This is a genomic window from Desulfitobacterium elongatum, assembly GCF_055378975.1.
Map to the genome: position 1 here is coordinate 3,909,547 of NZ_AP038772.1, position 20,275 is coordinate 3,929,821.

Annotated in this window: 22 protein-coding genes; 4 read left to right on the forward strand and 18 right to left on the reverse strand. The window is 41.3% G+C overall.

Translation table 11 applies throughout. The features are described 5' to 3' along the window. Positions 1 to 137 precede the first annotated feature (137 nt). The 18 genes from ACZ42W_RS18525 to ACZ42W_RS18610 all read right to left on the reverse strand — a co-directional run bounded on the left by ACZ42W_RS18525 (position 138) and on the right by ACZ42W_RS18610 (position 14,084). A complete protein-coding gene (locus ACZ42W_RS18525) occupies positions 138 to 839 on the reverse strand; it encodes a phosphonate C-P lyase system protein PhnL (RefSeq protein ID WP_464166740.1) in 702 nt (233 codons plus the stop codon). Further along, positions 840 to 1,463 (reverse strand): DapH/DapD/GlmU-related protein, encoded by a 624-nt coding sequence (locus ACZ42W_RS18530; protein WP_464166741.1) that lies wholly within the window; start codon positions 1,461 to 1,463, stop codon positions 840 to 842. It abuts the gene before it with no gap. 189 nt (positions 1,464 to 1,652) lie between these two features. Continuing rightward, a complete protein-coding gene (locus ACZ42W_RS18535) occupies positions 1,653 to 2,498 on the reverse strand; it encodes an ATP-binding cassette domain-containing protein (RefSeq protein WP_464166742.1) in 846 nt (281 codons plus the stop codon). Positions 2,499 to 2,512: 14 nt separating this feature from the next. Next, complete coding sequence (locus ACZ42W_RS18540; protein ID WP_464166743.1) at positions 2,513 to 3,355, reverse strand: alpha-D-ribose 1-methylphosphonate 5-phosphate C-P-lyase PhnJ; 843 nt, start codon at positions 3,353 to 3,355, stop codon at positions 2,513 to 2,515. 26 nt (positions 3,356 to 3,381) lie between these two features. Further along, positions 3,382 to 4,491, reverse strand: coding sequence for a carbon-phosphorus lyase complex subunit PhnI (locus ACZ42W_RS18545; protein ID WP_464166744.1), 1,110 nt, complete (start codon positions 4,489 to 4,491; stop codon positions 3,382 to 3,384). Beyond that, the gene (gene phnH / locus ACZ42W_RS18550) at positions 4,492 to 5,085 is read right to left on the reverse strand and encodes a phosphonate C-P lyase system protein PhnH (RefSeq protein ID WP_464166745.1); all 594 of its coding nucleotides are present in this window, start codon (positions 5,083 to 5,085) and stop codon (positions 4,492 to 4,494) included. Between the two features lie 43 nt (positions 5,086 to 5,128). Then, positions 5,129 to 5,554: a phosphonate C-P lyase system protein PhnG gene (gene phnG / locus ACZ42W_RS18555; protein WP_464166746.1), complete on the reverse strand. Its 426-nt coding sequence runs from the start codon at positions 5,552 to 5,554 to the stop codon at positions 5,129 to 5,131. A gap of 144 nt (positions 5,555 to 5,698) precedes the next feature. Next, entirely contained in the window at positions 5,699 to 6,418 is a 720-nt protein-coding gene (locus ACZ42W_RS18560) for a GntR family transcriptional regulator (RefSeq protein WP_464166747.1), read from the reverse strand. Beyond that, complete coding sequence (locus ACZ42W_RS18565) at positions 6,396 to 6,560, reverse strand: hypothetical protein (RefSeq protein ID WP_464166748.1); 165 nt, start codon at positions 6,558 to 6,560, stop codon at positions 6,396 to 6,398. The genes ACZ42W_RS18560 and ACZ42W_RS18565 overlap by 23 nt, the downstream gene beginning before the upstream one ends. Positions 6,561 to 6,604: 44 nt before the next feature. After that, positions 6,605 to 7,930 (reverse strand): PhoH family protein, encoded by a 1,326-nt coding sequence (locus ACZ42W_RS18570; protein ID WP_464166749.1) that lies wholly within the window; start codon positions 7,928 to 7,930, stop codon positions 6,605 to 6,607. A gap of 153 nt (positions 7,931 to 8,083) precedes the next feature. Next, complete coding sequence (locus ACZ42W_RS18575; RefSeq protein ID WP_464166750.1) at positions 8,084 to 8,557, reverse strand: ribonuclease H-like YkuK family protein; 474 nt, start codon at positions 8,555 to 8,557, stop codon at positions 8,084 to 8,086. An 86-nt stretch (positions 8,558 to 8,643) separates the two neighbouring features. After that, positions 8,644 to 8,811 (reverse strand): hypothetical protein, encoded by a 168-nt coding sequence (locus ACZ42W_RS18580; RefSeq protein WP_464166751.1) that lies wholly within the window; start codon positions 8,809 to 8,811, stop codon positions 8,644 to 8,646. A gap of 208 nt (positions 8,812 to 9,019) precedes the next feature. Next, a complete protein-coding gene (gene phoU, locus ACZ42W_RS18585; protein ID WP_464166752.1) occupies positions 9,020 to 9,676 on the reverse strand; it encodes a phosphate signaling complex protein PhoU in 657 nt (218 codons plus the stop codon). A 17-nt stretch (positions 9,677 to 9,693) separates the two neighbouring features. Beyond that, positions 9,694 to 10,449, reverse strand: a complete 756-nt coding sequence (gene pstB / locus ACZ42W_RS18590) for a phosphate ABC transporter ATP-binding protein PstB (RefSeq protein ID WP_464166753.1) — start codon at positions 10,447 to 10,449, stop codon at positions 9,694 to 9,696. Between the two features lie 15 nt (positions 10,450 to 10,464). After that, entirely contained in the window at positions 10,465 to 11,304 is an 840-nt protein-coding gene (gene pstA / locus ACZ42W_RS18595; protein ID WP_464166754.1) for a phosphate ABC transporter permease PstA, read from the reverse strand. Next, on the reverse strand, positions 11,301 to 12,197 hold the full coding sequence (pstC, locus tag ACZ42W_RS18600; RefSeq protein WP_464166755.1) for a phosphate ABC transporter permease subunit PstC: 897 nt from the start codon (positions 12,195 to 12,197) through the stop codon (positions 11,301 to 11,303). Before pstC ends, pstA begins: the two co-directional genes overlap by 4 nt. Before the next feature lie 180 nt (positions 12,198 to 12,377). Then, positions 12,378 to 13,256 (reverse strand): phosphate ABC transporter substrate-binding protein, encoded by an 879-nt coding sequence (locus ACZ42W_RS18605; protein ID WP_464166756.1) that lies wholly within the window; start codon positions 13,254 to 13,256, stop codon positions 12,378 to 12,380. A gap of 129 nt (positions 13,257 to 13,385) precedes the next feature. Beyond that, positions 13,386 to 14,084, reverse strand: a complete 699-nt coding sequence (locus ACZ42W_RS18610) for a response regulator transcription factor (RefSeq protein ID WP_464166757.1) — start codon at positions 14,082 to 14,084, stop codon at positions 13,386 to 13,388. A 246-nt stretch (positions 14,085 to 14,330) separates the two neighbouring features. On the opposite strand from ACZ42W_RS18610, the gene ACZ42W_RS18615 reads away from it, so the two are divergent. From ACZ42W_RS18615 to speD, 4 genes are all read left to right on the forward strand, one after another. After that, on the forward strand, positions 14,331 to 15,044 hold the full coding sequence (locus ACZ42W_RS18615) for a zinc dependent phospholipase C family protein (protein WP_464166758.1): 714 nt from the start codon (positions 14,331 to 14,333) through the stop codon (positions 15,042 to 15,044). A 46-nt stretch (positions 15,045 to 15,090) separates the two neighbouring features. Beyond that, positions 15,091 to 17,250, forward strand: a complete 2,160-nt coding sequence (locus tag ACZ42W_RS18620; protein ID WP_464166759.1) for an EAL domain-containing protein — start codon at positions 15,091 to 15,093, stop codon at positions 17,248 to 17,250. A 138-nt stretch (positions 17,251 to 17,388) separates the two neighbouring features. Beyond that, positions 17,389 to 19,107, forward strand: coding sequence for a methyl-accepting chemotaxis protein (locus ACZ42W_RS18625; RefSeq protein WP_464166760.1), 1,719 nt, complete (start codon positions 17,389 to 17,391; stop codon positions 19,105 to 19,107). A gap of 326 nt (positions 19,108 to 19,433) precedes the next feature. Beyond that, positions 19,434 to 20,267 (forward strand): adenosylmethionine decarboxylase, encoded by an 834-nt coding sequence (speD, locus tag ACZ42W_RS18630; protein WP_464166761.1) that lies wholly within the window; start codon positions 19,434 to 19,436, stop codon positions 20,265 to 20,267. The last annotated feature ends 8 nt before the right edge of the window (positions 20,268 to 20,275 follow it).

A 20,275-nucleotide genomic window follows, 5' to 3' on the forward strand; every position in this document is an offset into this window, starting at 1 on the left:
GAAACTTAAGATACCTTCCTTTATCCTGGGAGCAATGTGGTTATTTCATATAGATCATACAACATAAGGATTATCTATATATTAAACGTCTGTAAGCTTAGACTAAAGAATGCTAAAGAATAACTTAACATAGGACATCAAGCGTGAACTAATCTGCCCTCTCTCATGATATACTCCCGGGTACAAAGGTTTTCCATAAACTCGATATCATGAAAAATACCCAGCATCGTCGTTCCTTCTTGGATTAATTGTTCGATTAGTTCTCTTACTCTTAGCTTAGAGGAATAATCTAAACTCGCAGTCGGCTCATCAAGTAGTAGCAATCGAGGATGCTTAACCATCGCCCGAGCAATATTCAGGCGTAGTTTTTCCCCTCCTGAAAATGTCGCCGGATAGCTGTCCCATAATTCTTTATCAAGTTCAAAATGATCAAGCATTTTTTCTGCTTCCCATTCAGCATAATCCTGCTCATTTCCCATCTCGATGACTGCCTGTATGACGAGTTCGCGTACAGTTGTCCTAGGCATGACATTCAAGAATTGTGATACATAGCCAATCTCGTGCTTTCTCAGATCAATGATTTGTCTTTCCGAAGCCTCTGTTAAGTTGATTGGTCCAAACTTTTTAGAGTTATACCAGATATCTCCTTTTTGAGGCACATAAGTTCGATAGATGCATTTAAAGACAGTTGATTTTCCACTCCCGCTTTTCCCAGTTATCCCGACAAATTCCCCTTTTTTTAAGACAATCGTAATATCGTCGAGTGCTTCAATCTGTTTATCTAGATCATGTAGCGTAAAGGATTTCGATAAGTGCTCGATCGTTAATATCTCTTCCATTTATTCACCTGCTTTATAATACTTGGCTAGGAATTCATCTATTGGCAGCGAAAAATCATCGACTCGCTCTTTAATTAGATCGTAAGACCAATCCCACCATCGGATCTCTTCGAGCTTATGAACGACATCATCAGGAAACCTTGTCTTGATTGGCAGCGCTGGTACTCCAACCACAATGGAGTAAGGATCAACATCCCGGGTGACAATCGCTCCACTGCCAACAATCGCACCGTTACCAATTGTCACTCCAGGCATGATGATTGCCCCATGCCCTATCCACGTGTCATGACCGATATAAACTTTTTGCTCCGCTCTCCAGCTAAAAAACTCTTCATCATCTTTCGTGTCAAATCCATACATTCTTTTGCGGTAAGTAAAGTGGTGCAGCGTCGGCCTTGACATGGGATGGTCTGTAGGACCGATCCTTACCATAGGAGCAATATTCGAGAACTTACCTATCAAGGCATTCTGAACAAAACAAAACTGACCGGTATAAGAAAAATCACCTAACTTAACATTTTCATAGTAATTATGGATTCCTACCTCTGTATACTCGCCGAATTCAACGTGAAGCAATTGACAGTTCTCATGAATCAATGGTTCTTTTCCAAGTAGTTTAGTCAATCGTTCATCCCACCTTCTGCATTAATACTTTTAATTAGGCTTTTGGATTAATTTCCCTCTGATGAATTCCAATGTGATAACCGGAAATCCAGAATCGATGGTTTCGATATTCAGTAAGTCTGCTTCCTGGATTGATGCAATCAATTTATTCATTTCGACTAGGTCAAGTTTAAAGTCCTCATGAGGTTTTTAAAGCAGCGAATGAACCAACTCTTGTGTATAAGCATGCTGTGGATCTTCCAGGATCTGATCAGTCAACCCATGCTCCACGATTCTGCCATCCAGCATAACTATCGTTCGATCGGCCAGCATTCTAATCACTCCCAAGTCATGGGAAACAACGATCATGCTGACATTCAATTCTCTTTGTATTTTTTTGATCAAGTCTAATACGTTGGCTTGAACCGATAAATCCAACCCTGTGGTCACTTCATCGAGGAGGAGGAGCGGAGGATTGTTGGATAAGGCTTTGGCAATCTGAACCCTCTGTTGCATCCCCCCCGAGAAGTTTTTTGGCGCTTCTTTCATCCGATAAACCGGAATATTAACCTGTTCGAGGAGTTCCGTCCCTCTTGCTTCCATCTGTCCAACATGTCGATTGCCCGCGGCAATGAGTTTCTCAGCAATATTTCCAACGGAGGAAAAATTCATCTTTAAGCCCATTATCGGATTTTGATAAACTTTTCCCATCATATGATTTCTGATGTACCGTTTTTGCTGAGATGATTCTTCGAACAAATTCTTTTCCCCCTGTTTATAGGAACGGATATATACCTCTCCCCGGGTTACCTCCTGATCGAAATACAGGCATTGCATCAAGGTAGATTTTCCACTCCCGCTTTCTCCGACGACACCCAAAATCTCTCCTTCATAGACATCAAAGCTGACATCTTGGCAGGCATATACCGTTCCACAAACAAAACAATAATTTCTGATTATGCTCTTTCCGTCTATACAATTGCAATGAAGACATCCATCTCCATACTGCTTGGTTAAGTTCTTCACAGTTAAGACAGGCTGTTCAAAATTGACCATTTTCTATACCTCAATCATATCGATTTTTGATTCATTCTCTGTAGACAATAGCACGTATCATTACACTGGTAATTTGTTTTCCCAGATACATCGTCTAGTATTTCATCCAGGTATACTCCTGTTGCACCACACAATCTGCATGACTTACCCTGAAAATTCTCTGCCTCGAAAGGATAATCCTCAAAGGCTAGCGAGACAACTCGTGTATAAGGAGGAACGGCATATACTTTCTTTTCACGACCTGCCCCGAACAGAGTCAGAGCATGGGAAAAGGAGAGTTTAGAATTGTCAAATCTCGGGATGGGACTGGGTGCCATGACATAACGATCATGAACCATGACAGGATGATCAGCAGCGGTTGCCATACTCCCGTAATTCATAATTTGCTCAAATAGAACTAACCAGGCGCCACTGTATTCTTGCTCTGAGTGTAGCTTCTTCGTTTCGTATTCACTGGGCTCGTAATATCTCAAGGGTTCCGGCAAAGGGACCTGAAGAACTAGAATCTGATCTTCTTGGAGTGCAACTTCAGGAATTCTATGTCTCGATTGGATAATTGTTGCTTCAACCGTCTCATGAGTAACTTCTATACCCGTTGTTTTCGTAATGAGCTTTTTAATATTGACCGCATTCACGGACTCATCTGATCCTTGGTCGATAACTTTTAGGACATCCTCCTTACCCACTAAGGAGAGTGTAAGTTGTAATCCCCCAGTTCCCCATCCTCTAGCGATCGGCATTTCTCTAGAAGCAAAGGACACCTGGTAACCAGGTATAGCTATTGCTTTTAATGTAGCTCTTCTAATCTCACGCTTAGATCCTTCATCAAAAAATGCAAAATTATAGTCTATTTTCATCAATTCACTCCTCACTGGCTTCCCGATTATTCTACTTGACACCCTTTTTTAGACTTACGAACACAATCCAATTCAGACTGGAACGTCACATAGTGCGGTAATTTTAAGTGCGAAATGAATCCTGTGGATTCGACGGAGTCAATATGCAAAAGGACAAATTCCTCATCGTGGCTTGGATACTCTGAATGACCAACCTCTAGACAACGGTCCAGGATACTCATGGCAATAGCTTTGGTTTCATTTTGTCCATAACACATTCCATAACCAATGCCAAATTCAATCTCTTTGCCTCCATCTTGAGTTTGAGCATCAGAGGGGAATAAGGTTTCAACCTCAGTAACCTTTATCTCACCAATATAATAAGAATCCTCATCTTCATTCGTTTCATTAAAAGGATTATCCACATAGATAGGGAGACTCCCTATTCGTAATTCTCCGACTGTTGGGTGTATCGCTCCATAACTCCGCTGAACAGCATACCCTAATGAAGTAACCGCTCCCGTCTGACCCCTCGTTAAGATTTGTAACCTTGCACTTCGGTTAGTTGGAAACTGTATACTCTCTTTTGTCACATCGTATGGTTCACTATCATCATCTTCATAGAATGAGATCAGACCTTCGGCACGCAAGTAATCAAGGACTTTGGGCAAATTAGCCAAGTCAGTACTTTCAGGGTTCAGTTCACTTTCCTGGTTAAACTCCTGCAACCACTTAAGAGCCTCTTCATCCGTTTCGTCATTTAAATCAAAATCAATTAATCGATGTCGATAATCATAGTTAGCCCCTAATATTTGACCACCAGGAATGTCTTTAAAGCTAGCGGAGATTCTTCGTTCTACCCGCATATCAACCGATTCGACTGTCCTCGTATAATGCTTACGCGGGATAGTCGAACGATAAGCTCTCATTAAGAATACCGCTTCCTCAGGACTGCCTTCAGCCTGTTTAATCGTAAGTGCAGCAAGGTTCTCATTATAAAGACTGCCCTCTGACATAACCTGATCGATTAGACAACGCATACCAGCTTCTATCTTATGGCAATCCAGTACTTCTCCCTTTTTTAAACGCTCATAAGTTAATCGTTTTATCGACTCTTCTATAGCAGCCGTACCGCCTTTTACTGCAACATATCCCATCTACATAATCTCCTGTTTCATTATTCGTGTTGTTCTCGGAAGGCACATCAGATTGCCCTCTGAATCGATAAAGATAAAATCAACCCCCAAGGGATATTCGAAGTTCTTTTCAGTCCTTAGTTTTTCCCAGTTAAACGCTGTTTTTACTTTGATATAGTTTTCCTTCTCAATCCCTGGGCCCGTCAAAATCATATCCTTCTCGTTATTAAGAGAGTCCACTTCAATAATAATTGTGGCTGATTTATGAGGATCCACCAGATTCCCTGGATAGGCTGCTCTTAATGCCTTCTCAACATCTTCTGCATTTGCATCCTTTAAAATAAAAACAAAATCAGCCCTTTCGGTTTCTGTCGCTTTAGCATAGGTCAAGCTCATAAATTGAGTAACCTCAGCTTCACTTTTAGAGATAACTTTAAACGTTACTTCCGTATCAAGCAGCATCAAAGCTAATACAACTGTTGGATTTAGGCATCCAATCTCCACATCAACCTTATCTGCCTGATCTTTGATATTGCAGATTAGTCCTGGCCTAGAAATCGCATTCACCGTCTTTCTGTACGCTGCTTGGATATTATGAACTAAATCTAAACTCATCCTATTTACCCCTTTGCTTTATACATCATCATAGTGAACTTACTTAAACATCCATCGTCTCGAAATTCACTTTTGTCTTGAGAATTTTATTACTCAAAGCTTCCTCATTCTGTTGAATTTCGTACTCCTCATGCAATAATGTCTTTTTCCATTTTTTTGTCTCCTGAAGGTCCGCATTATAGGCCGCATCAATAACTGCCAGATTGTAAGCAAGCTCAGGTTCATGTCCCTTTACCATCCCAATTCCCAAGTGCCCATTGATCATTACTTTACATTCTGTGATAAAGACTTCCCCCAGATAGAACAGTTGCCGTTTAGCTGTTTCCCTTACTTTGACCATAACTAAACCATTATTAGGCTCTTCGATGCTCTTAACCGAATATTTCATGAGTATTTCTTGTCCTAATTTTTCTGCTAGTCCTTGAGGACTTTTAAGTAATATCTCAGTTCTTTGTTTTCTTTTCATCATTGACCTTCCTTTGCGTCAAGTTCCCTACAGAATTATCTTAACTTGTTGCCAAGTCAGCCGATGTAAAAACTCAGTTAAGATTGTGTAAAAAAAAGAGGCTACGGTTCACCGTAGCTCCACTTGTAATACTCAAAAATTAATTTCCTAAGATAGAATATAGGATGAAAAACAATCACTTCGATAGAAAATCTTTGTATATTCTAGAACTCTTCCACTTTTTTCATCCATACAACCTGATTCCAATACAAGAAGAGGTGTTAATTGCGTACACTCCAGCAACTTTCTTTGATTCTTCGTTGGAAAGGTAATGCTTAAGCAGCTGGGCTTGGAGCCAAATTCTGTATAACCTTTACTGTGGTAATAGCTGAACATGGAAGTAATATCTCTACCCACGATATCGATGTCATGAAACACGGATTGGGCAACATAGGAGATATGAAGTGCAATCGGTTGACGATCAATAAACCTTAACCTTCCAACTTTAAATATACGATCACCATCTCTAGTTTCCAAAAAGTTATATATTTTATCATTAAATTGAATTTCCTTGCAAAAAACATTCGTCGACTGAAAGTCATAACCTTTTTCGGTCATTTTTTGACTAAAGCTCACATCTCCTGATAGGACAAGCTCAATTTGCTTGCACCTGTCTCTTACATAGCTTCCTTTTCCTTGTAGCTTGTAGATGTAACCCAGTTCTTCAAGCCTCTCATAAGCTTTCCTTGCAGTAATCCTTGGCACATTGTATTGATCTGCAATGTCGTTTTCAGAGGGGAGTTTGTCGTGGGCGCTATACTTCCCAGAAGCAATCTGAGCCTTTAACTTGTCCACTATCTCTAATTCATTTGACACTACTATCTTCATTTTCCAAGACTCCCGATAGTACCTCTAATTCGTCATCAATATCCACTAATTCAGCTAACCATTTGGCTCGATTTTCTGTATCTATAGTTAATTGACTCATAACTCTTTCTCTATATGATTTCAACTTGTTAATTCGGCTCATTTATTTAACCTCCAATGTAAGTAACATATAACTATAGCTAATTTTCAGAGTAATTCAGCAGTCCGGGCTGCGAGTTCACTCCGTTCCCCTTTAACTAACCATACTTGGCCATAAAAAGACTGTCCTTTGAGTCGAGAGGCGACATAAGCCAACCCGTTGCTTTCTTTATCCAAATATGGATGATCGATTTGGTCAGGGTCGCCGCACAAAACAATTTTAGTACCCTCTCCGGCACGTGTGATAATTGTTTTAATTTCATGAGCATTAAGATTCTGAGCCTCATCGATAATAATAAACTGATTGGCAATACTCCGTCCTCGAATATAGGTAAGAACTTCAATCTCAAGCTGCCTTTTCTTTTTAAGCATATCAACTGCACTATCTACTAAATACTCACTGTCTTTATCCCGCAGCTTGTCCATTTTGGGTCGTAATAAAAACTCAAGATTATCATAAATAGGCTGCATATAAGGCCGCACTTTATCTTCTTTCTCTCCAGGAAGATAGCCTATGTCTTTACCCAAAGGAATTACAGGACGGGCGCAAAGAATTCGCGTATAAAGTTCTTGGTGGATTGTTTGTTCCAGGGCACTAGCCAAAGCAATCAAGGTTTTACCTGTTCCTGCTGGCCCCATTAAATTGACTAATTTTATCTCTGGATTGCTGAGTATCCCCAACGCCCATGTCTGCTCAATGTTTTTAGGTACAATACCCCAATAGTTTTTATTGTAACTATGCAGATTCATTACTTTTGTTCCGTCTACAGAGGAAATAAGCGGAATTTCACTTTGATCGCTCAAAAGTCCTTTGACACAGCTATTCGGTAATACAGGCTCTTTTAAATTGATCTGACCTTTCTGGTAAAGTACGTCCACTTCAACATCTTTCAGTTCCATCAAAATAACTTCATCCATTGAAGAAACAAGGCTAACCTTATCGTTATAATAGTCCTGAGTCGTTACGGACAATGCGTCGGCTTTTACTCGCATTGCAATATCTTTCGTAACTAGAATAACTGGACGCTCATCTTCACGTGCCAAATTAAGCGTAACAGCCAAAATACGATTATCAGCTAACGAGATGTCTGAAAACAACGGTAGTGCGTCTCCTGAACAATGATTGAGCTCTATCCTAAGGATCCCCTCATTAGGGAGGCACACCCCATGAGATAGTTGACCACTTTCTCTAAGTTGATCCAAAAAACGTATCGCCTGACGTGCTAATCGGCCGACATTATCGAGAAATCTCTTTTTGTTTTCTAGTTCTTCTAATACAGCATAAGGGATTACAACCTCATTATCCTCAAAACGAAAAATAGCTTTTGGGTCATGGAGCAAGACACTCGTATCAAGCACAAAAACCTTCTTCAAATTTTACCCCCCATATCATTAATTTGAATTGTAGAATCTCCTTAATCGTAGTTATTTAGCTTTGTTCTCCAGAAAATTGCTCCACCTTTTCACTTTCCTTTTCCTCCTAAGGTTTACGTTTGGGTTCTCTTTCTTAATGGACTTAAGTCGACATCACTTTGATAATCTGTTCGCCACACTTGATGCCATATAGGATTCCGGTTTGATCTGACAAAGAAAGCCACATGACTTAACCCATCCGCTAATTTCGTCAACAAATTGGGACGTCGGGCCATTATATCCAGCATCAACATGAATAGCTATATCGCAAAGAATACCATCCTTAGCAAACCTATTTTGTAATTTCTTAGCGTACTCCAAGCTAAGGTTCGTTTCAAACAAAACTTTTTGCTTCGTGTTTGTAATTTTTTTAACCTTTTTAATCTCTGAAAAGAAAATTCCCCCTCGTCCAACATTATTTACAATTTTATGAACACCAATAGTTACAGGAACCTTGGTATAGGAAAAATTCTGGCTATCTGTCCCGACTGCAAGTTCATATCTAACATTGTCACCCTGTGATGTATAAGCTCTAATTAGCCTGTACATTTCCTCAAAAGAAACTTCTCCGTAAGTGATGCTATACATTTATATATTCCCCTCTCTCTGACTTTTTCGGGTCATTTCAGAGATTAATGGTATCTATTAAATACGAAAAGCGAGCCCTAATAATCTTAGGAAACTCGCTTTTGTGTTTTGTTCAGTAACAAGATTCTACCCCTTCTTAGAGAGTCATTTGGGTTAGAAGCATTTTGAGCATGCTCTATAGCACAAAGTTTTGTACACTCGGAAACAGAAGATCCCCAAATAGCTTTTACTATTTGCTCTTCCTTTTCTGTCATAAATACCCTCCCTTTCAAACTCTAAACTACTTACTTGCCTTCATATTTTGACAAATCATCTCTCTCTAGGAATATTACAATACCATTGTTAAATCCTCATTACGTTTTCGTAAACTGAATTTTAATTTCTCAAATAAAAAGAGAGCTACTCCCCCCTATGGTTTCGGGGTTCAAGTAGCTCTCTTGTACTTATCTGTCAAACTTCCTATTAATTAAGATCCGACCGTTTTCCAGTTACTACGTAGACCACTTCTTCAGCGATATTTGTACAATAATCCCCCATACGCTCGAGGAATCGTCCTACGAAAATCAGATGAGTCGCCTGATTAATAGTTCTAGGATCTTCCATCATGAAAATGAGCAATTCGCGGAAGACCTGATTATACAGGTGATCCACATCATCATCCATCTTCGCCATTACTCGAGCAGCTTCTACATCCTCAGACTTACTCGCTTCAATACCTTTTATCACCATTGCACGTACTATTTCAGCCATCCTTGGGAGATCGACCAAAGGCTTAAGTAGCCCTTCATCTCCAGTGCGAATGGTTTGTTTAGCGATATCGACTGCTAAATCCCCTATACGTTCAAGATTGATAGAGATTTTGAAGGCTGCAACAATTTTGCGTAAATCCTTTGCAAAGGGCTGTTGGGTAGCGATTAAAAGCATGCAACTCTCTTCAAGCTCTGACTGAAGCTCATTGATGTGTAAATCCCCTGTAATAACCTGATTGGCTAGCTCCAAGTCTTGCTTGGATAATGAGACTATCGCATCGTCAATACGAGAATTGACCAAATTACCTAAATGCAATACTTTTTCATTCAATTCTTCTAAAGATTTGTCAAATAAGTGCCGCGTAGTCACTGAAATGCCCCCTTTTATTAACCGAAGCGCCCTGAAATGTAATCCTCTGTCCGCTGATCTGCTGGTCGAGTAAACAACACCCCGGTCTCATCCGCTTCAACCAATTCCCCACTCAGGAAAAAGGCGGTCTGATCAGAAACCCTTGAAGCCTGATGCATATTATGCGTTACGATAACGATTGTATACTTGTCCTTAAGTTCAGTAATCAATTCCTCAATCTTCATCGTCGAAATAGGGTCAAGCGCAGATGTCGGTTCGTCCATGAGAAGCACTTCAGGTTCGACCGCCAAAAGTCGGGCGATACAAAGACGTTGTTGTTGACCACCGGACAGACCCAGGGCACTCTTATGCAACCGATCCTTGACCTCATCCCACAAAACAGCACCGCGCAAACTCGCTTCGGCGATCTCGTCCAGCTTAGATTTCTTCGTTTCTCCATGAATTCTCGGACCGTAGACAACATTTTCATAGACTGATTTTGGAAAAGGATTAGGACGTTGGAATACCATCCCAACGCGTTTCCTTAGCAGAACAACATCGCTTTCTGGCGCATAAATATCTTCGCCGTCGATTTTAATCTTACCTAAGATTTTAACATTCGGCAATAGATCATGCATTCGATTCAAACTTCTTAGATAAGTAGATTTCCCACAGCCTGATGGGCCGATTAATGCAGTTACACTTTTTTCAGGCATTTTAAGGTTTATATTCTTTAAGGCCTGACTTTCGCCGTAGAACAGGTCTAAGTTTTCCACAACGATCTTATCCCTCATGGCTAATCTCCTTTATTAGTTTTTACCTATAAGCCTTTTTTGCAGCCAGCGACTTGGCAAAGCAAGTAACAAGTTAAAGATAAGCACCATTATAATTAACAAGGCTGCAGTACCATCAGCGATGGCATCCGCATTCGTACCGGGCAAGGGATTTGACTTTACTGCAAAGAGATGCACCGCTAAAGTCTCTCCGGCTGCCATTGGATCGGTATCAAAAAGATATCGTGATACATTCATTCCAGCTGTATAGATCAGAATCGCCGTCTCACCCAGTGCACGCCCAGCGACAAGGGTAATCCCTGTAATAAGTCCTGGCAGAGCAGTAGGGAGAACCACTTTGCGTAAAGTTTGCCACATTGTTGCCCCAAGTGCAAGACTAGCCTCTCGATAACTGGAGGAAACGGCAGTTAAAGATTCCTCTGTGGTTCGAACAAGTATCGGAAGATTAAGCAAGGCTAAAGTAGCTGCTCCTCCTAGGATTGTAAACCCTAGTCCAAGCATATTTACAAAGATAATCATTCCGAAGAGACCAAAGACAATCGAGGGGACAGAAGCCAAACACTCCACACTTAATCGAATTAAATCCGTAAATTTATTTTTCGGTGCATATTCCGCAAGGTAAATCCCCGCTCCTAATCCAATCGGTAAGGAGATGAGTAAGGATAAGAAGAGAATATAAAATGAGTTAAAAAGTTGGGCTCCTACTCCATCCGATCCAGTTAAAAATTCTAGATTCAGATAAGGTAGCCCTCGTCCGAGAATATAGACTAAAAACCAAATAAGCACCGCGATAATCGCCAAGGCCGACAGCCAGAGTACCCCCGTAGCCAAGCGATCCATACGTTTTGCACTCACTGAGCAGCCCCCCTTCTCGCAACTCTACGAACTAAAATGATAAGTACAAGAGAGATCACAAGTAGAATAAGGGACATCATAAACAATGCGTTATTCCAGGTGGAACCAAATGGTGTATTTCCCATTTCCATAACGATGTTACTTGTGAGAGTGGACGTAGGACTGACCAAGGAATCTGGGAAGCGAGGGGAATTACCGATGACCATTTGGACGGCCATAGTCTCCCCAATTGCACGAGCCATAGCCAAAATCATGGCCGTAAGGATTCCCGGTCCAGCGGCTGGAATAAGGACTCGCCGTATTGTCTGCCACCGTGTAGCGCCTAAGGCTAGTGAAGCTTCTTCATAGGTATCCGGCAAGGCTCTTAAAGTATCTTCCGTAATACTGATGATAGTCGGCAAAATCATAATGGATAGGACAACGCCGCTCGCTAAAAGTCCGAACCCTGTAGTGGAACCTGTCGCCTTACGAATCATATCCACGATGACAGTTATTCCTACATAACCGTATACAACAGAGGGAATTCCAGCAAATAACTCAGTGGCCGGGCGCATAATACTGCGAATCCCGGGTGGTGCGATTTTGGCAAGAAAAATGGCTCCCGCTAATCCCAAAGGACCCCCAATAAGAATCGCAATCAAAGTCGTAGCTATAGACCCAGTAATAAAGGTCAACGCCCCGAACTTCCCAGTATCAGGACTCCACTGTGTGCTGGTAAAGAATTCTACGAAGCTTGCTTCATGGAAGGTCGCTAAACCCTGATTCCCTACGAACCATAAAATAGATACGATGACCACGGAAACAAGTACAGCGCTTGCGACAAAAAGATACCGCATGAGTCGATCATTAAAGTGAACCAGAGAGCTCTTGCGAGGCAATAACCCCACCTCCATTGGATTTCAAAGCATACCATCCTCGGACATGCAGTGTTTACTCTACTTTAACTTATTACTGTTAAATTACCATTAAACAAATGTTAAGGTTATGTAAAGAAAATCAGTAGGAACAAATAAAATTAAAAAGACTAAGGGGGTAAAGGATCAAATCCTTTACCCCCTTAGTCTTACCAAGAATTATTTTTTCATTTTGCTTACAGGCAAGAATCCAGCTTTTTCCACATTATTGTTTTGGAAATCAGCACTCATAATATAGTCGAGGAACAATTTAACCGTACCAGTAGGCTCACCTTTGGTGAACATATGCTCGTAAGCATAGATTGGATATTGACCATTGATTACTGCGTCAGCACTGTAGGCAACTCCATTTAGCTTCAGAGCTTTAACGGTATCTTTCAGATAAGCGGCATCAATGTAACCAATGGATCCTGGAGTTTGAGCAACACCTGTGAGAAGGTTACCTGTGGAATCTTGAGCGGTTGCTGCATCCGTGAAGTCAGCTCCGTCCATTACGGTCTTGCTAATGGTTGCACGTGAACCGGAAGATTTCGCACGACCGATGATAGCAATCTTTTGATCTTTACCACCAACATCTTTCCAGTTTGTGATTTTGCCGGTGAAGATATCTTTCATTTGAGCTTTGGTCAAGGAATCTACCGTTACGTCTTTGTTTACTATGATTAAGAAAGGAGCTACAGCAACTTGATGGTCAACTAAACCTTTATCTTTTAACTCATCAGTCACCTCAACGTCTGAGTTTCCAATATCGACCGCACCAGTCGCAGCATTGTTAAGGCCTGTGAAGGATCCACCCCCACTAATATTGACCTGAACTCCGGTGTTTTTCTTCATGAATTCATCGGCAGCGGCTTTAACGAGCGGTTGAAGAGCAGTTGATCCAGCTGCAGTAATTGTTTTCTTGTCGATTGTGGTGGCAGCTGGGGCTTTAGCACTATCAGTTGTTTTTGGGGCCGCGCCCTGTGCACAACCTGTGAGTGCGAGTAAGGCGACAAGAGCTGTACTAATGAGCGTAATCTTAGACTTGGTTTTAAACATATTAATTTTTCCTCCTTAAATTAAGACCATTTTAGTTCCTTACTTTTCGGGAAGGTGTTGAATTTCTTCAACAGTTTGCATTATATACAACCTTTGTAAAACTACAATGAATCCATCGTAAAGGATTTGTTAATTTTTCATTTGACTTGATGCAAAGCGATAACCAATCCCTCGTACTGACTCAATGATTGGGCCTAACGTTTTAAGTTTACTTCTCAAGTTGCTAATATGCACATCTACTGTTCGCGTATCGCCGCTCGCATGGTACCCCCACACCTTTTGTAAGAGATACTCTCGGCTAAACACTTGATTCGGGCGTGTTAGGAAAATGTGAAGGAGATCAAATTCCTTTCCAGTAAGGGATACGTTCTCCCCAGCAAGTGTCGCTAGATAATTTTCAGGCCAAATCTCCAGTTCACCCCAAACAATTGAAACCGGTTTAGGAGGAGCAGCGTTGCGTTTTTCTTCCCGGAATCGGGCTTTTACCCGTGCTACGAGTTCTCGAGTACTAAAAGGCTTCGTAACATAGTCATCCGCACCCAGTTCCAATCCGATTACTTTATCAGCAACCTCATCTCGCGCACTTAACATTATTATTGGTAAACTTGCAGTCTCTTTATTCGCTCGAATCGCTTTACATACCTCATAACCGTCAAGTTCGGGCAGCATGACATCAAGGAGAATCAAATCCGGCATTTCCGAGCTAACCATCTCTAACCCACTTTTACCATCTCCTGCAATTTTCACCGTATATCCTTCACGTTCCAAATTGAAGGTAACGAGCTCTTGAATGAGAAGATCATCTTCAACAAGCAATATCTTTGACATAGATCATCCACCTGACCTTCCAGTGAAATCTACTCCTTTATGGTTTAAGCACTTTAATCATAACGAATGCTTGTTAATGTATGATGAAGATTACGTTAAGTTAATGTAAAAAAGCGATTTAATAAGCCCCGAAAATTAATCTGTACTTTACAAGACTTTAGCTTAGCTTAACGCATTCCTAATCTTGGGTTGACCTTCTTGCTCTAAAATTTTCTATAAAGATATGTAGAAAAAAGAGGTGTTGTCATGAATCAGATTGCAGCTTCATCGATTGTTCGTTTGACAAAATTACTTCTCGTCCCTATGTCTCCTCTACAGTATTTCTTAGATACACCGGGTGCAACCCACGTTCACTGTCTAGACCAAGCCTTTAAAGTGCTAGAGCAAGATGGAAAAGAAGATGTACGCACGTTTTTCCAGCCTTATCATTCTTGGATTCGCAAGGGACTTTTCTGGGCTGATCGGGGTTGGAAAAATGTTTATCACTTTTATGCAAACCCTGATAAACCGGATACACTCTCATGGCCTGGAGCTTCTGCCGAAGCTCAATATTACTATAATCAAGCCATAAACAACTTCTCTCAAGATGTTTTAAAGGGAATGTTTTATTTAGGTGCAGCGCTCCATATCATTCAAGACATGTGTGTACCCCATCATTCCAAAGGAATTATCTTTGATGGACATCAAGAATTCGAAAAATGGGCAGGAGCTCATTGGCAAGAATTTGCAATTGAAAACAATGGACTCTATCTTGACTATACTCATCCAAGTCAATGGATTGACCACAACGCTCAGGCTTCCGCTTCTCTTTACCCGAAGGTATCTACTCACGCACGAAGTAACGAAATTATGTATGCAGAAGCGGCTAAAGTGCTCATCCCACTTACCATTCAAAGTACAGCAGGATTTCTCAATTTTGTACGTAATGAGTTGGCAGGGGTAACCTTAAGACTTAAGTAGACGTTCTCCCACTGTCCTCAGTTTTAGTTAGAAGGGATTCATACATATGATTAGAACCTCATCTTATCAAAACGAAAAACTCGGCCAGCTTCTCCAGAGCGGATATTCCCTTTGGATTTTGTATTTAGATATTGTTAAATTCCATGAAGTGGAATTCCGTCAAGGTTATCAAATCTGTAATCAAATTTTAAAGGAAATCGAAGATGAAATTAGGAAAACCCTTCTAAGACATTCTCCCCTCTTTCATGCAAACCTCTTTGAACATCAAGGAGGGGACGACTTTATTATTTATCTTGCCCCTGGGGGAAATACCCCTTGGGATATTACAGAAGTCACAAACGTATTCGTCACACCCCTAGAACTTCAGATTAATCGAAGAATCCAGGGATTTGTAAATGAAACGATTAGGTTTCGCTCAGGACTCGTGCAATGTAAGCCTCAACCTGGTCGTAGTGTTGATTATCTGCTCTATGGTGCATTAAAAGAGGCCTTCCTTCTTAACAAGTCAGAACCCGATCCTTTGTATTTTGCCAGACGGGAAGAAGTGAATCGAATTCTCGAAGAGCCTGAACACTATGTTCGTTCCGCATTTCAGCCGATCCTTGATGTTACAAGCGGGGAGTTTTTCGGATTTGAAGCCTTGGCACGACTAGATCCACCCACTTCTTTTCCAAATATCGCAGAACTTTTCCCCTTTTCCGAAAAAATCGGGAAACTTTATCCCGTTGAAACTATTTGTCGACGTAGTGCAATTTCTCTCTCATCTAAAGTTCTCCAGTCTAAGGAGTTTCTCTTTCTCAATGTCGATCCTCAAGTTCTGACTGATCCGGAGTTTTCCTCAGGGCAAACTCGGAAACTCCTTGCTGCCCAAGGCTTAACCCCATCTGATGTTGTCTTAGAGTTAACGGAACGTAGTGCAATTCAAAATTTCAAGACCTTTCGCGAGGCCTTAGAGCACTACCGAAAACAAGGATATCTTATCGCCTTAGATGATGTTGGAGCAGGATATTCTTCGCTTCAGTCGATTGCTGAGTTGCACCCTGATTTCTTGAAAATTGATCGCTCACTCATTCAGGATATCCATATTAATCCTACAAAATGGGCACTCTTAGAAACCTTTGTGACTTTCTCCCGCCGGATTGGATGTCGTATCCTTGCGGAAGGAGTGGAGACCGAAGAGGAGATGCAGACCGTAGTCCAACTTGGGGTTGATTATGTACAAGGGTACTTTATTTCTAAACCCTCTTTTGAGCGTCCTGATTTACATGACGGTATCTCTAAACTTGTAAAATCACGACGGAGAATTAAGTTTGATTCGGAAAATACCGTTCTCCCCTTGCTGGAAGCCTTGCCACTTTTTAACCCCAAAACTACCATTGGAGTCGTGGAAACTTATTTTAGAGAGCATCCCAACATCTGGCTTGTAGGAGTCACCTATCATGAAAGACTCCTGGGGGTAATCCAAAGGGATAAGTTCTACTCCTCTTTAGCCACACGCTATGGAGTGAGTCTCTATACAGAACGCCCTGTTACCTGGCTTATGGATAAAAATCCTCTTCTCATTGAGGAGACCACCCCTATCGAAGTAGCCTCTAGTTTGGCGATGGCACGCACAGATGGACAACTTTATGATGGAATCGTCGTTATCCGGCAGCAAAAACCCGTTGGGGTAGTCCGCGTCGCTTCATTAATCAAAGCAATGTCGGAAACCCAGATTCAAATCGCCCGAGGAGCTAGTCCATTAACAGGTTTGCCAGGAAATAATGCTATTGAACAAGAAATCAAACGGCGTTTAAATAGTGGAAATTCCTTCGGCATTATTTACGCAGACCTCAATCAGTTTAAATTGTTTAATGATGCCTATGGATTTCAGCATGGGGACTTAATCATTAAACTTCTGGGAGAAATTCTCCTTCAGGAATCTTTGAATGCTGACGACCAAGCCTTCGTAGGGCATGTAGGCGGAGATGATTTTATTATCATCCTTGATGAGAGCACTGTTAAATCCTTAGGGGAAAATCTTCTTTCCAGCTTCCAAGAACGAATAGCAACTTTACACGGTGCTGAGGACCTAAGCCTATCTCTAGCAGGGATAGTCATTTATTCAAATACCTCATGGACTTCAAGTACAATTTCTGAGCGAGTGGCAGGTCTCAAAAGAGAAGCAAAATTACCAAAGCGTAACTTCTTTCTTTTTAAAGACTAACTAGCTCATTCTTATATATCTTACAAAACGTTTACAAAGTGATAACCTGCGCTTTACCTCGTATAAGTATAATTATCCATGTCAACCAAATTCTTGCCAAATGAATTGGCAATTTTTGAACGTGGAGGGACTATTTTCATGCTAAGATTTCGAAACTGGAAAACCGCCTACAAAATTATCTTTCTCGTTCTCCTCATGGTCATATTCATGTTTACTCTCAGTTATATTGGATACTTCTACTATGACAAAGCCCGCGTGGCGATGAACGGAATTTATAATAATTCGACCCTCTCTCTTAAACTCATCAGTGATGCCAATGATAAGACCAAAGCCTCTGAAGCCTTACTCCTTCAAGCACTGCTTGCCCCTGTCGAAGCAAATAAGCAGCAACAACTTTTCACAGAGGCCAACGTACTTTCCTCCTTAGGTGAAGAGGCCTTAGAAAATTACACGGCTCTTGCAAATGAACCCTATGAAAATCAGAGGTTGATGAGAATAAAAGAGATTCTGAATCAACTTAAAACAGAACGTCAGAAGACTCTTTCTTTACTAGAGAACGGGGATAAGCTTACAGCCTATCGCTATTATATAGATCAAACAGGAGCCAATTTAGCAGAACTCAATACCTTATATGTAGAATTATCCGATTTCAACATTCAAGAAGCCGAGTCCACACTCGCTCGTGATAACCTAAACTTTAAAAGAGCAGAACGAATTTTGTTTACTCTTCCCATCCTTTTTGGACTCCTTGCTATCGCTGTGGGCGCCTGGGTTTCAAGACTCATTTCAAGACCTCTGCAGATCATGCTTAAAGCCGTGGATCAGCTTAGAGAAGGAAATTTAGATATCCAACCTCTCAGAATAAAATCTCAAGATGAGGTCGGAAAACTTGCACTTGGAATCAATGAAATGTTCGTGAGTTTGCGTCAACTTGTCCACGAGGTCGTCTTATCTTCAAATGAAGTAACCGAATCAGCCGATCGACTTCGCTCGACAATGAACCAAAGTATCCATGCGTCTGAACAAATATCCACCGCAATGGGAGAAGTCGCGATTGGGACGGAAAGACAGTCCGTCGCTCTAAACGATGCCTCAACTGCTATTGAAAATATCTCCTTAGCGGTTGACGATATTGCAAAGCACAGTATTATTGTCACTCATCGAGTCACACAAACAGAAGAGACCGCTCACCAGGGGCAACAGACCCTCTCCGAGGCCATTGTTCAAATGACTGAAATCGGTCAAGGAACGGAAAAAGTCCATGAGGCAATCTCCAAGCTTTCTTTTAGTTCAAGTCGAATCTCTGATATCACCCAAGTCATCTCCACGATTGCTGGACAAACGAACTTACTCGCTCTCAATGCTGCTATTGAAGCAGCCCGAGCAGGCGAACAGGGGCGTGGCTTTTCGGTCGTCGCAGATGAAGTTAGAAAGCTTGCCGAACAATCGGAAGGTGCAACCCGGGAAATTGTTGCTCTCATTCAAGAAAATCAGACAAACCTTGAAAATGCGATTCTAGCCATGGATAAAGAATCAACTCTCGTCCAGAGTGGAATCGAAGTTGTGAACCTTGCTGGAAGTGGCTTTGTACAAATCATGGCTCATATACGTGAAATTGTAACTGAAATTCAGACTATCTCAAATTCTATTCATGATATCGCAGGTCTAAGCCAAAACCTCGTATCGAATGTTCAAGATACGGATCTTATCGGGAAACAAACAGTCGCACAAGCCCAGACTGTTTCCGCGACCCTCGAAGATCAAAATTTCATTCAAGAGCAGGTCAATGACGCAAGCCAAAGACTTGCACAGCTTGCTCAAACACTCCAAAATGAAATCAGCCGATTCAAGCTGTGATCCTTCTTTTTGCTACCAGCTCAACTTCCTCCATAGCACTATAAAAGGCTAGGTTCAACTACAGAATCCTGTAGCATACCTGGCCTTCTTCGTCTTTAATGAGTGTGAATCCAAGGCATTATACGTCTATGAGGAATGATACGATGTGAGTGATTCTACTGACAAAAAATATTTTTGCTAGCAATACTAGTCCACATTGTATATAGTATGCATAGAAGAAAAAAAAGCCGAGCGAATATTTTTTTCGTTTTAAGGGAAAGTAACCTCTAGACTATATATTATTATAAAGAAGAGGGCTTCATTCTAAGCAACACGGAGGAAATTAGATGGAAGTTAAGCCACTTAAAAAACTAAAGCTCTATGGGTTTAACAACCTTACCAAAACCCTGAGCTTCAATATGTATGATATTTGCTATGCAAAGACACCCGAGCATCGAGATGCCTATATCCAGTATGTCGATGAGGAATATAATGCTGAGAGGCTTACTGGAATCGTTACCGAGGTGGCTCGAATCATTGGAGCTAATATCCTTAATATCGCTAAACAGGATTACGACCCGCAAGGGGCCAGCGTCACGATGTTAATCGCAGAAGAACACGTTGAACCCGGGGGACACCCAGATAATGACCCTTATAGCCCACTCGTTACCGATGGTGAAGACGCTCTTCCTGAAGCCGTAGTTGCCCATCTGGATAAGAGTCATATCACCGTTCATACCTATCCAGAAAGCCATCCTCACGGCGGGATAAGTACCTTTCGTGCGGATATTGATGTCTCAACCTGTGGTCAAATTTCTCCGCTCAAGGCACTCAACTATCTCTTGTCAAGCTTTCAGGCGGATATCGTCATTGCAGATTATCGCGTTCGGGGCTTCACACGGGATATAGACGGCAAAAAAATCTTCATCGACCATAAAATTAATTCCATTCAAAACTATGTGGATCGGAAATTCCGAGATCTCTATCAAATGATTGACGTTACCGTCTATCAGGAAAATATCTTCCATACGAAAATGATTCTGAAGGATTTTGATTTGGATAATTATCTCTTCGGCACTGCCAAAAAAGAGCTTTCAGTGAACGACAAAAGGAAGATAAAGCAGCGCCTAAAAAAAGAGATGGCAGAGATTTTCTACGGGAAAAATATGCCGAAGATCTAGTTTCCTCA

What these genes read in the sequence shown, in the direction of transcription:
- ACZ42W_RS18525 (WP_464166740.1), bottom strand. Translation starts at nt 839, where the DNA reads ATGGAAGAGATATTAACGATCGAGCACTTATCGAAATCCTTTACGCTA.
- ACZ42W_RS18535 (WP_464166742.1), bottom strand. Translation starts at nt 2,498, where the DNA reads ATGGTCAATTTTGAACAGCCTGTCTTAACTGTGAAGAACTTAACCAAG.
- ACZ42W_RS18540 (WP_464166743.1), bottom strand. Translation starts at nt 3,355, where the DNA reads ATGAAAATAGACTATAATTTTGCATTTTTTGATGAAGGATCTAAGCGT.
- ACZ42W_RS18545 (WP_464166744.1), bottom strand. Translation starts at nt 4,491, where the DNA reads ATGGGATATGTTGCAGTAAAAGGCGGTACGGCTGCTATAGAAGAGTCG.
- phnH (WP_464166745.1), bottom strand. Translation starts at nt 5,085, where the DNA reads ATGAGTTTAGATTTAGTTCATAATATCCAAGCAGCGTACAGAAAGACG.
- phnG (WP_464166746.1), bottom strand. Translation starts at nt 5,554, where the DNA reads ATGATGAAAAGAAAACAAAGAACTGAGATATTACTTAAAAGTCCTCAA.
- ACZ42W_RS18560 (WP_464166747.1), bottom strand. Translation starts at nt 6,418, where the DNA reads ATGAAGATAGTAGTGTCAAATGAATTAGAGATAGTGGACAAGTTAAAG.
- ACZ42W_RS18565 (WP_464166748.1), bottom strand. Translation starts at nt 6,560, where the DNA reads ATGAGCCGAATTAACAAGTTGAAATCATATAGAGAAAGAGTTATGAGT.
- ACZ42W_RS18575 (WP_464166750.1), bottom strand. Translation starts at nt 8,557, where the DNA reads ATGTATAGCATCACTTACGGAGAAGTTTCTTTTGAGGAAATGTACAGG.
- ACZ42W_RS18580 (WP_464166751.1), bottom strand. Translation starts at nt 8,811, where the DNA reads ATGACAGAAAAGGAAGAGCAAATAGTAAAAGCTATTTGGGGATCTTCT.
- pstB (WP_464166753.1), bottom strand. Translation starts at nt 10,449, where the DNA reads ATGAGGGATAAGATCGTTGTGGAAAACTTAGACCTGTTCTACGGCGAA.
- pstC (WP_464166755.1), bottom strand. Translation starts at nt 12,197, where the DNA reads ATGGAGGTGGGGTTATTGCCTCGCAAGAGCTCTCTGGTTCACTTTAAT.
- ACZ42W_RS18605 (WP_464166756.1), bottom strand. Translation starts at nt 13,256, where the DNA reads ATGTTTAAAACCAAGTCTAAGATTACGCTCATTAGTACAGCTCTTGTC.
- ACZ42W_RS18610 (WP_464166757.1), bottom strand. Translation starts at nt 14,084, where the DNA reads ATGTCAAAGATATTGCTTGTTGAAGATGATCTTCTCATTCAAGAGCTC.
- ACZ42W_RS18615 (WP_464166758.1), top strand. Translation starts at nt 14,331, where the DNA reads ATGAATCAGATTGCAGCTTCATCGATTGTTCGTTTGACAAAATTACTT.
- ACZ42W_RS18620 (WP_464166759.1), top strand. Translation starts at nt 15,091, where the DNA reads ATGATTAGAACCTCATCTTATCAAAACGAAAAACTCGGCCAGCTTCTC.
- ACZ42W_RS18625 (WP_464166760.1), top strand. Translation starts at nt 17,389, where the DNA reads ATGCTAAGATTTCGAAACTGGAAAACCGCCTACAAAATTATCTTTCTC.
- speD (WP_464166761.1), top strand. Translation starts at nt 19,434, where the DNA reads ATGGAAGTTAAGCCACTTAAAAAACTAAAGCTCTATGGGTTTAACAAC.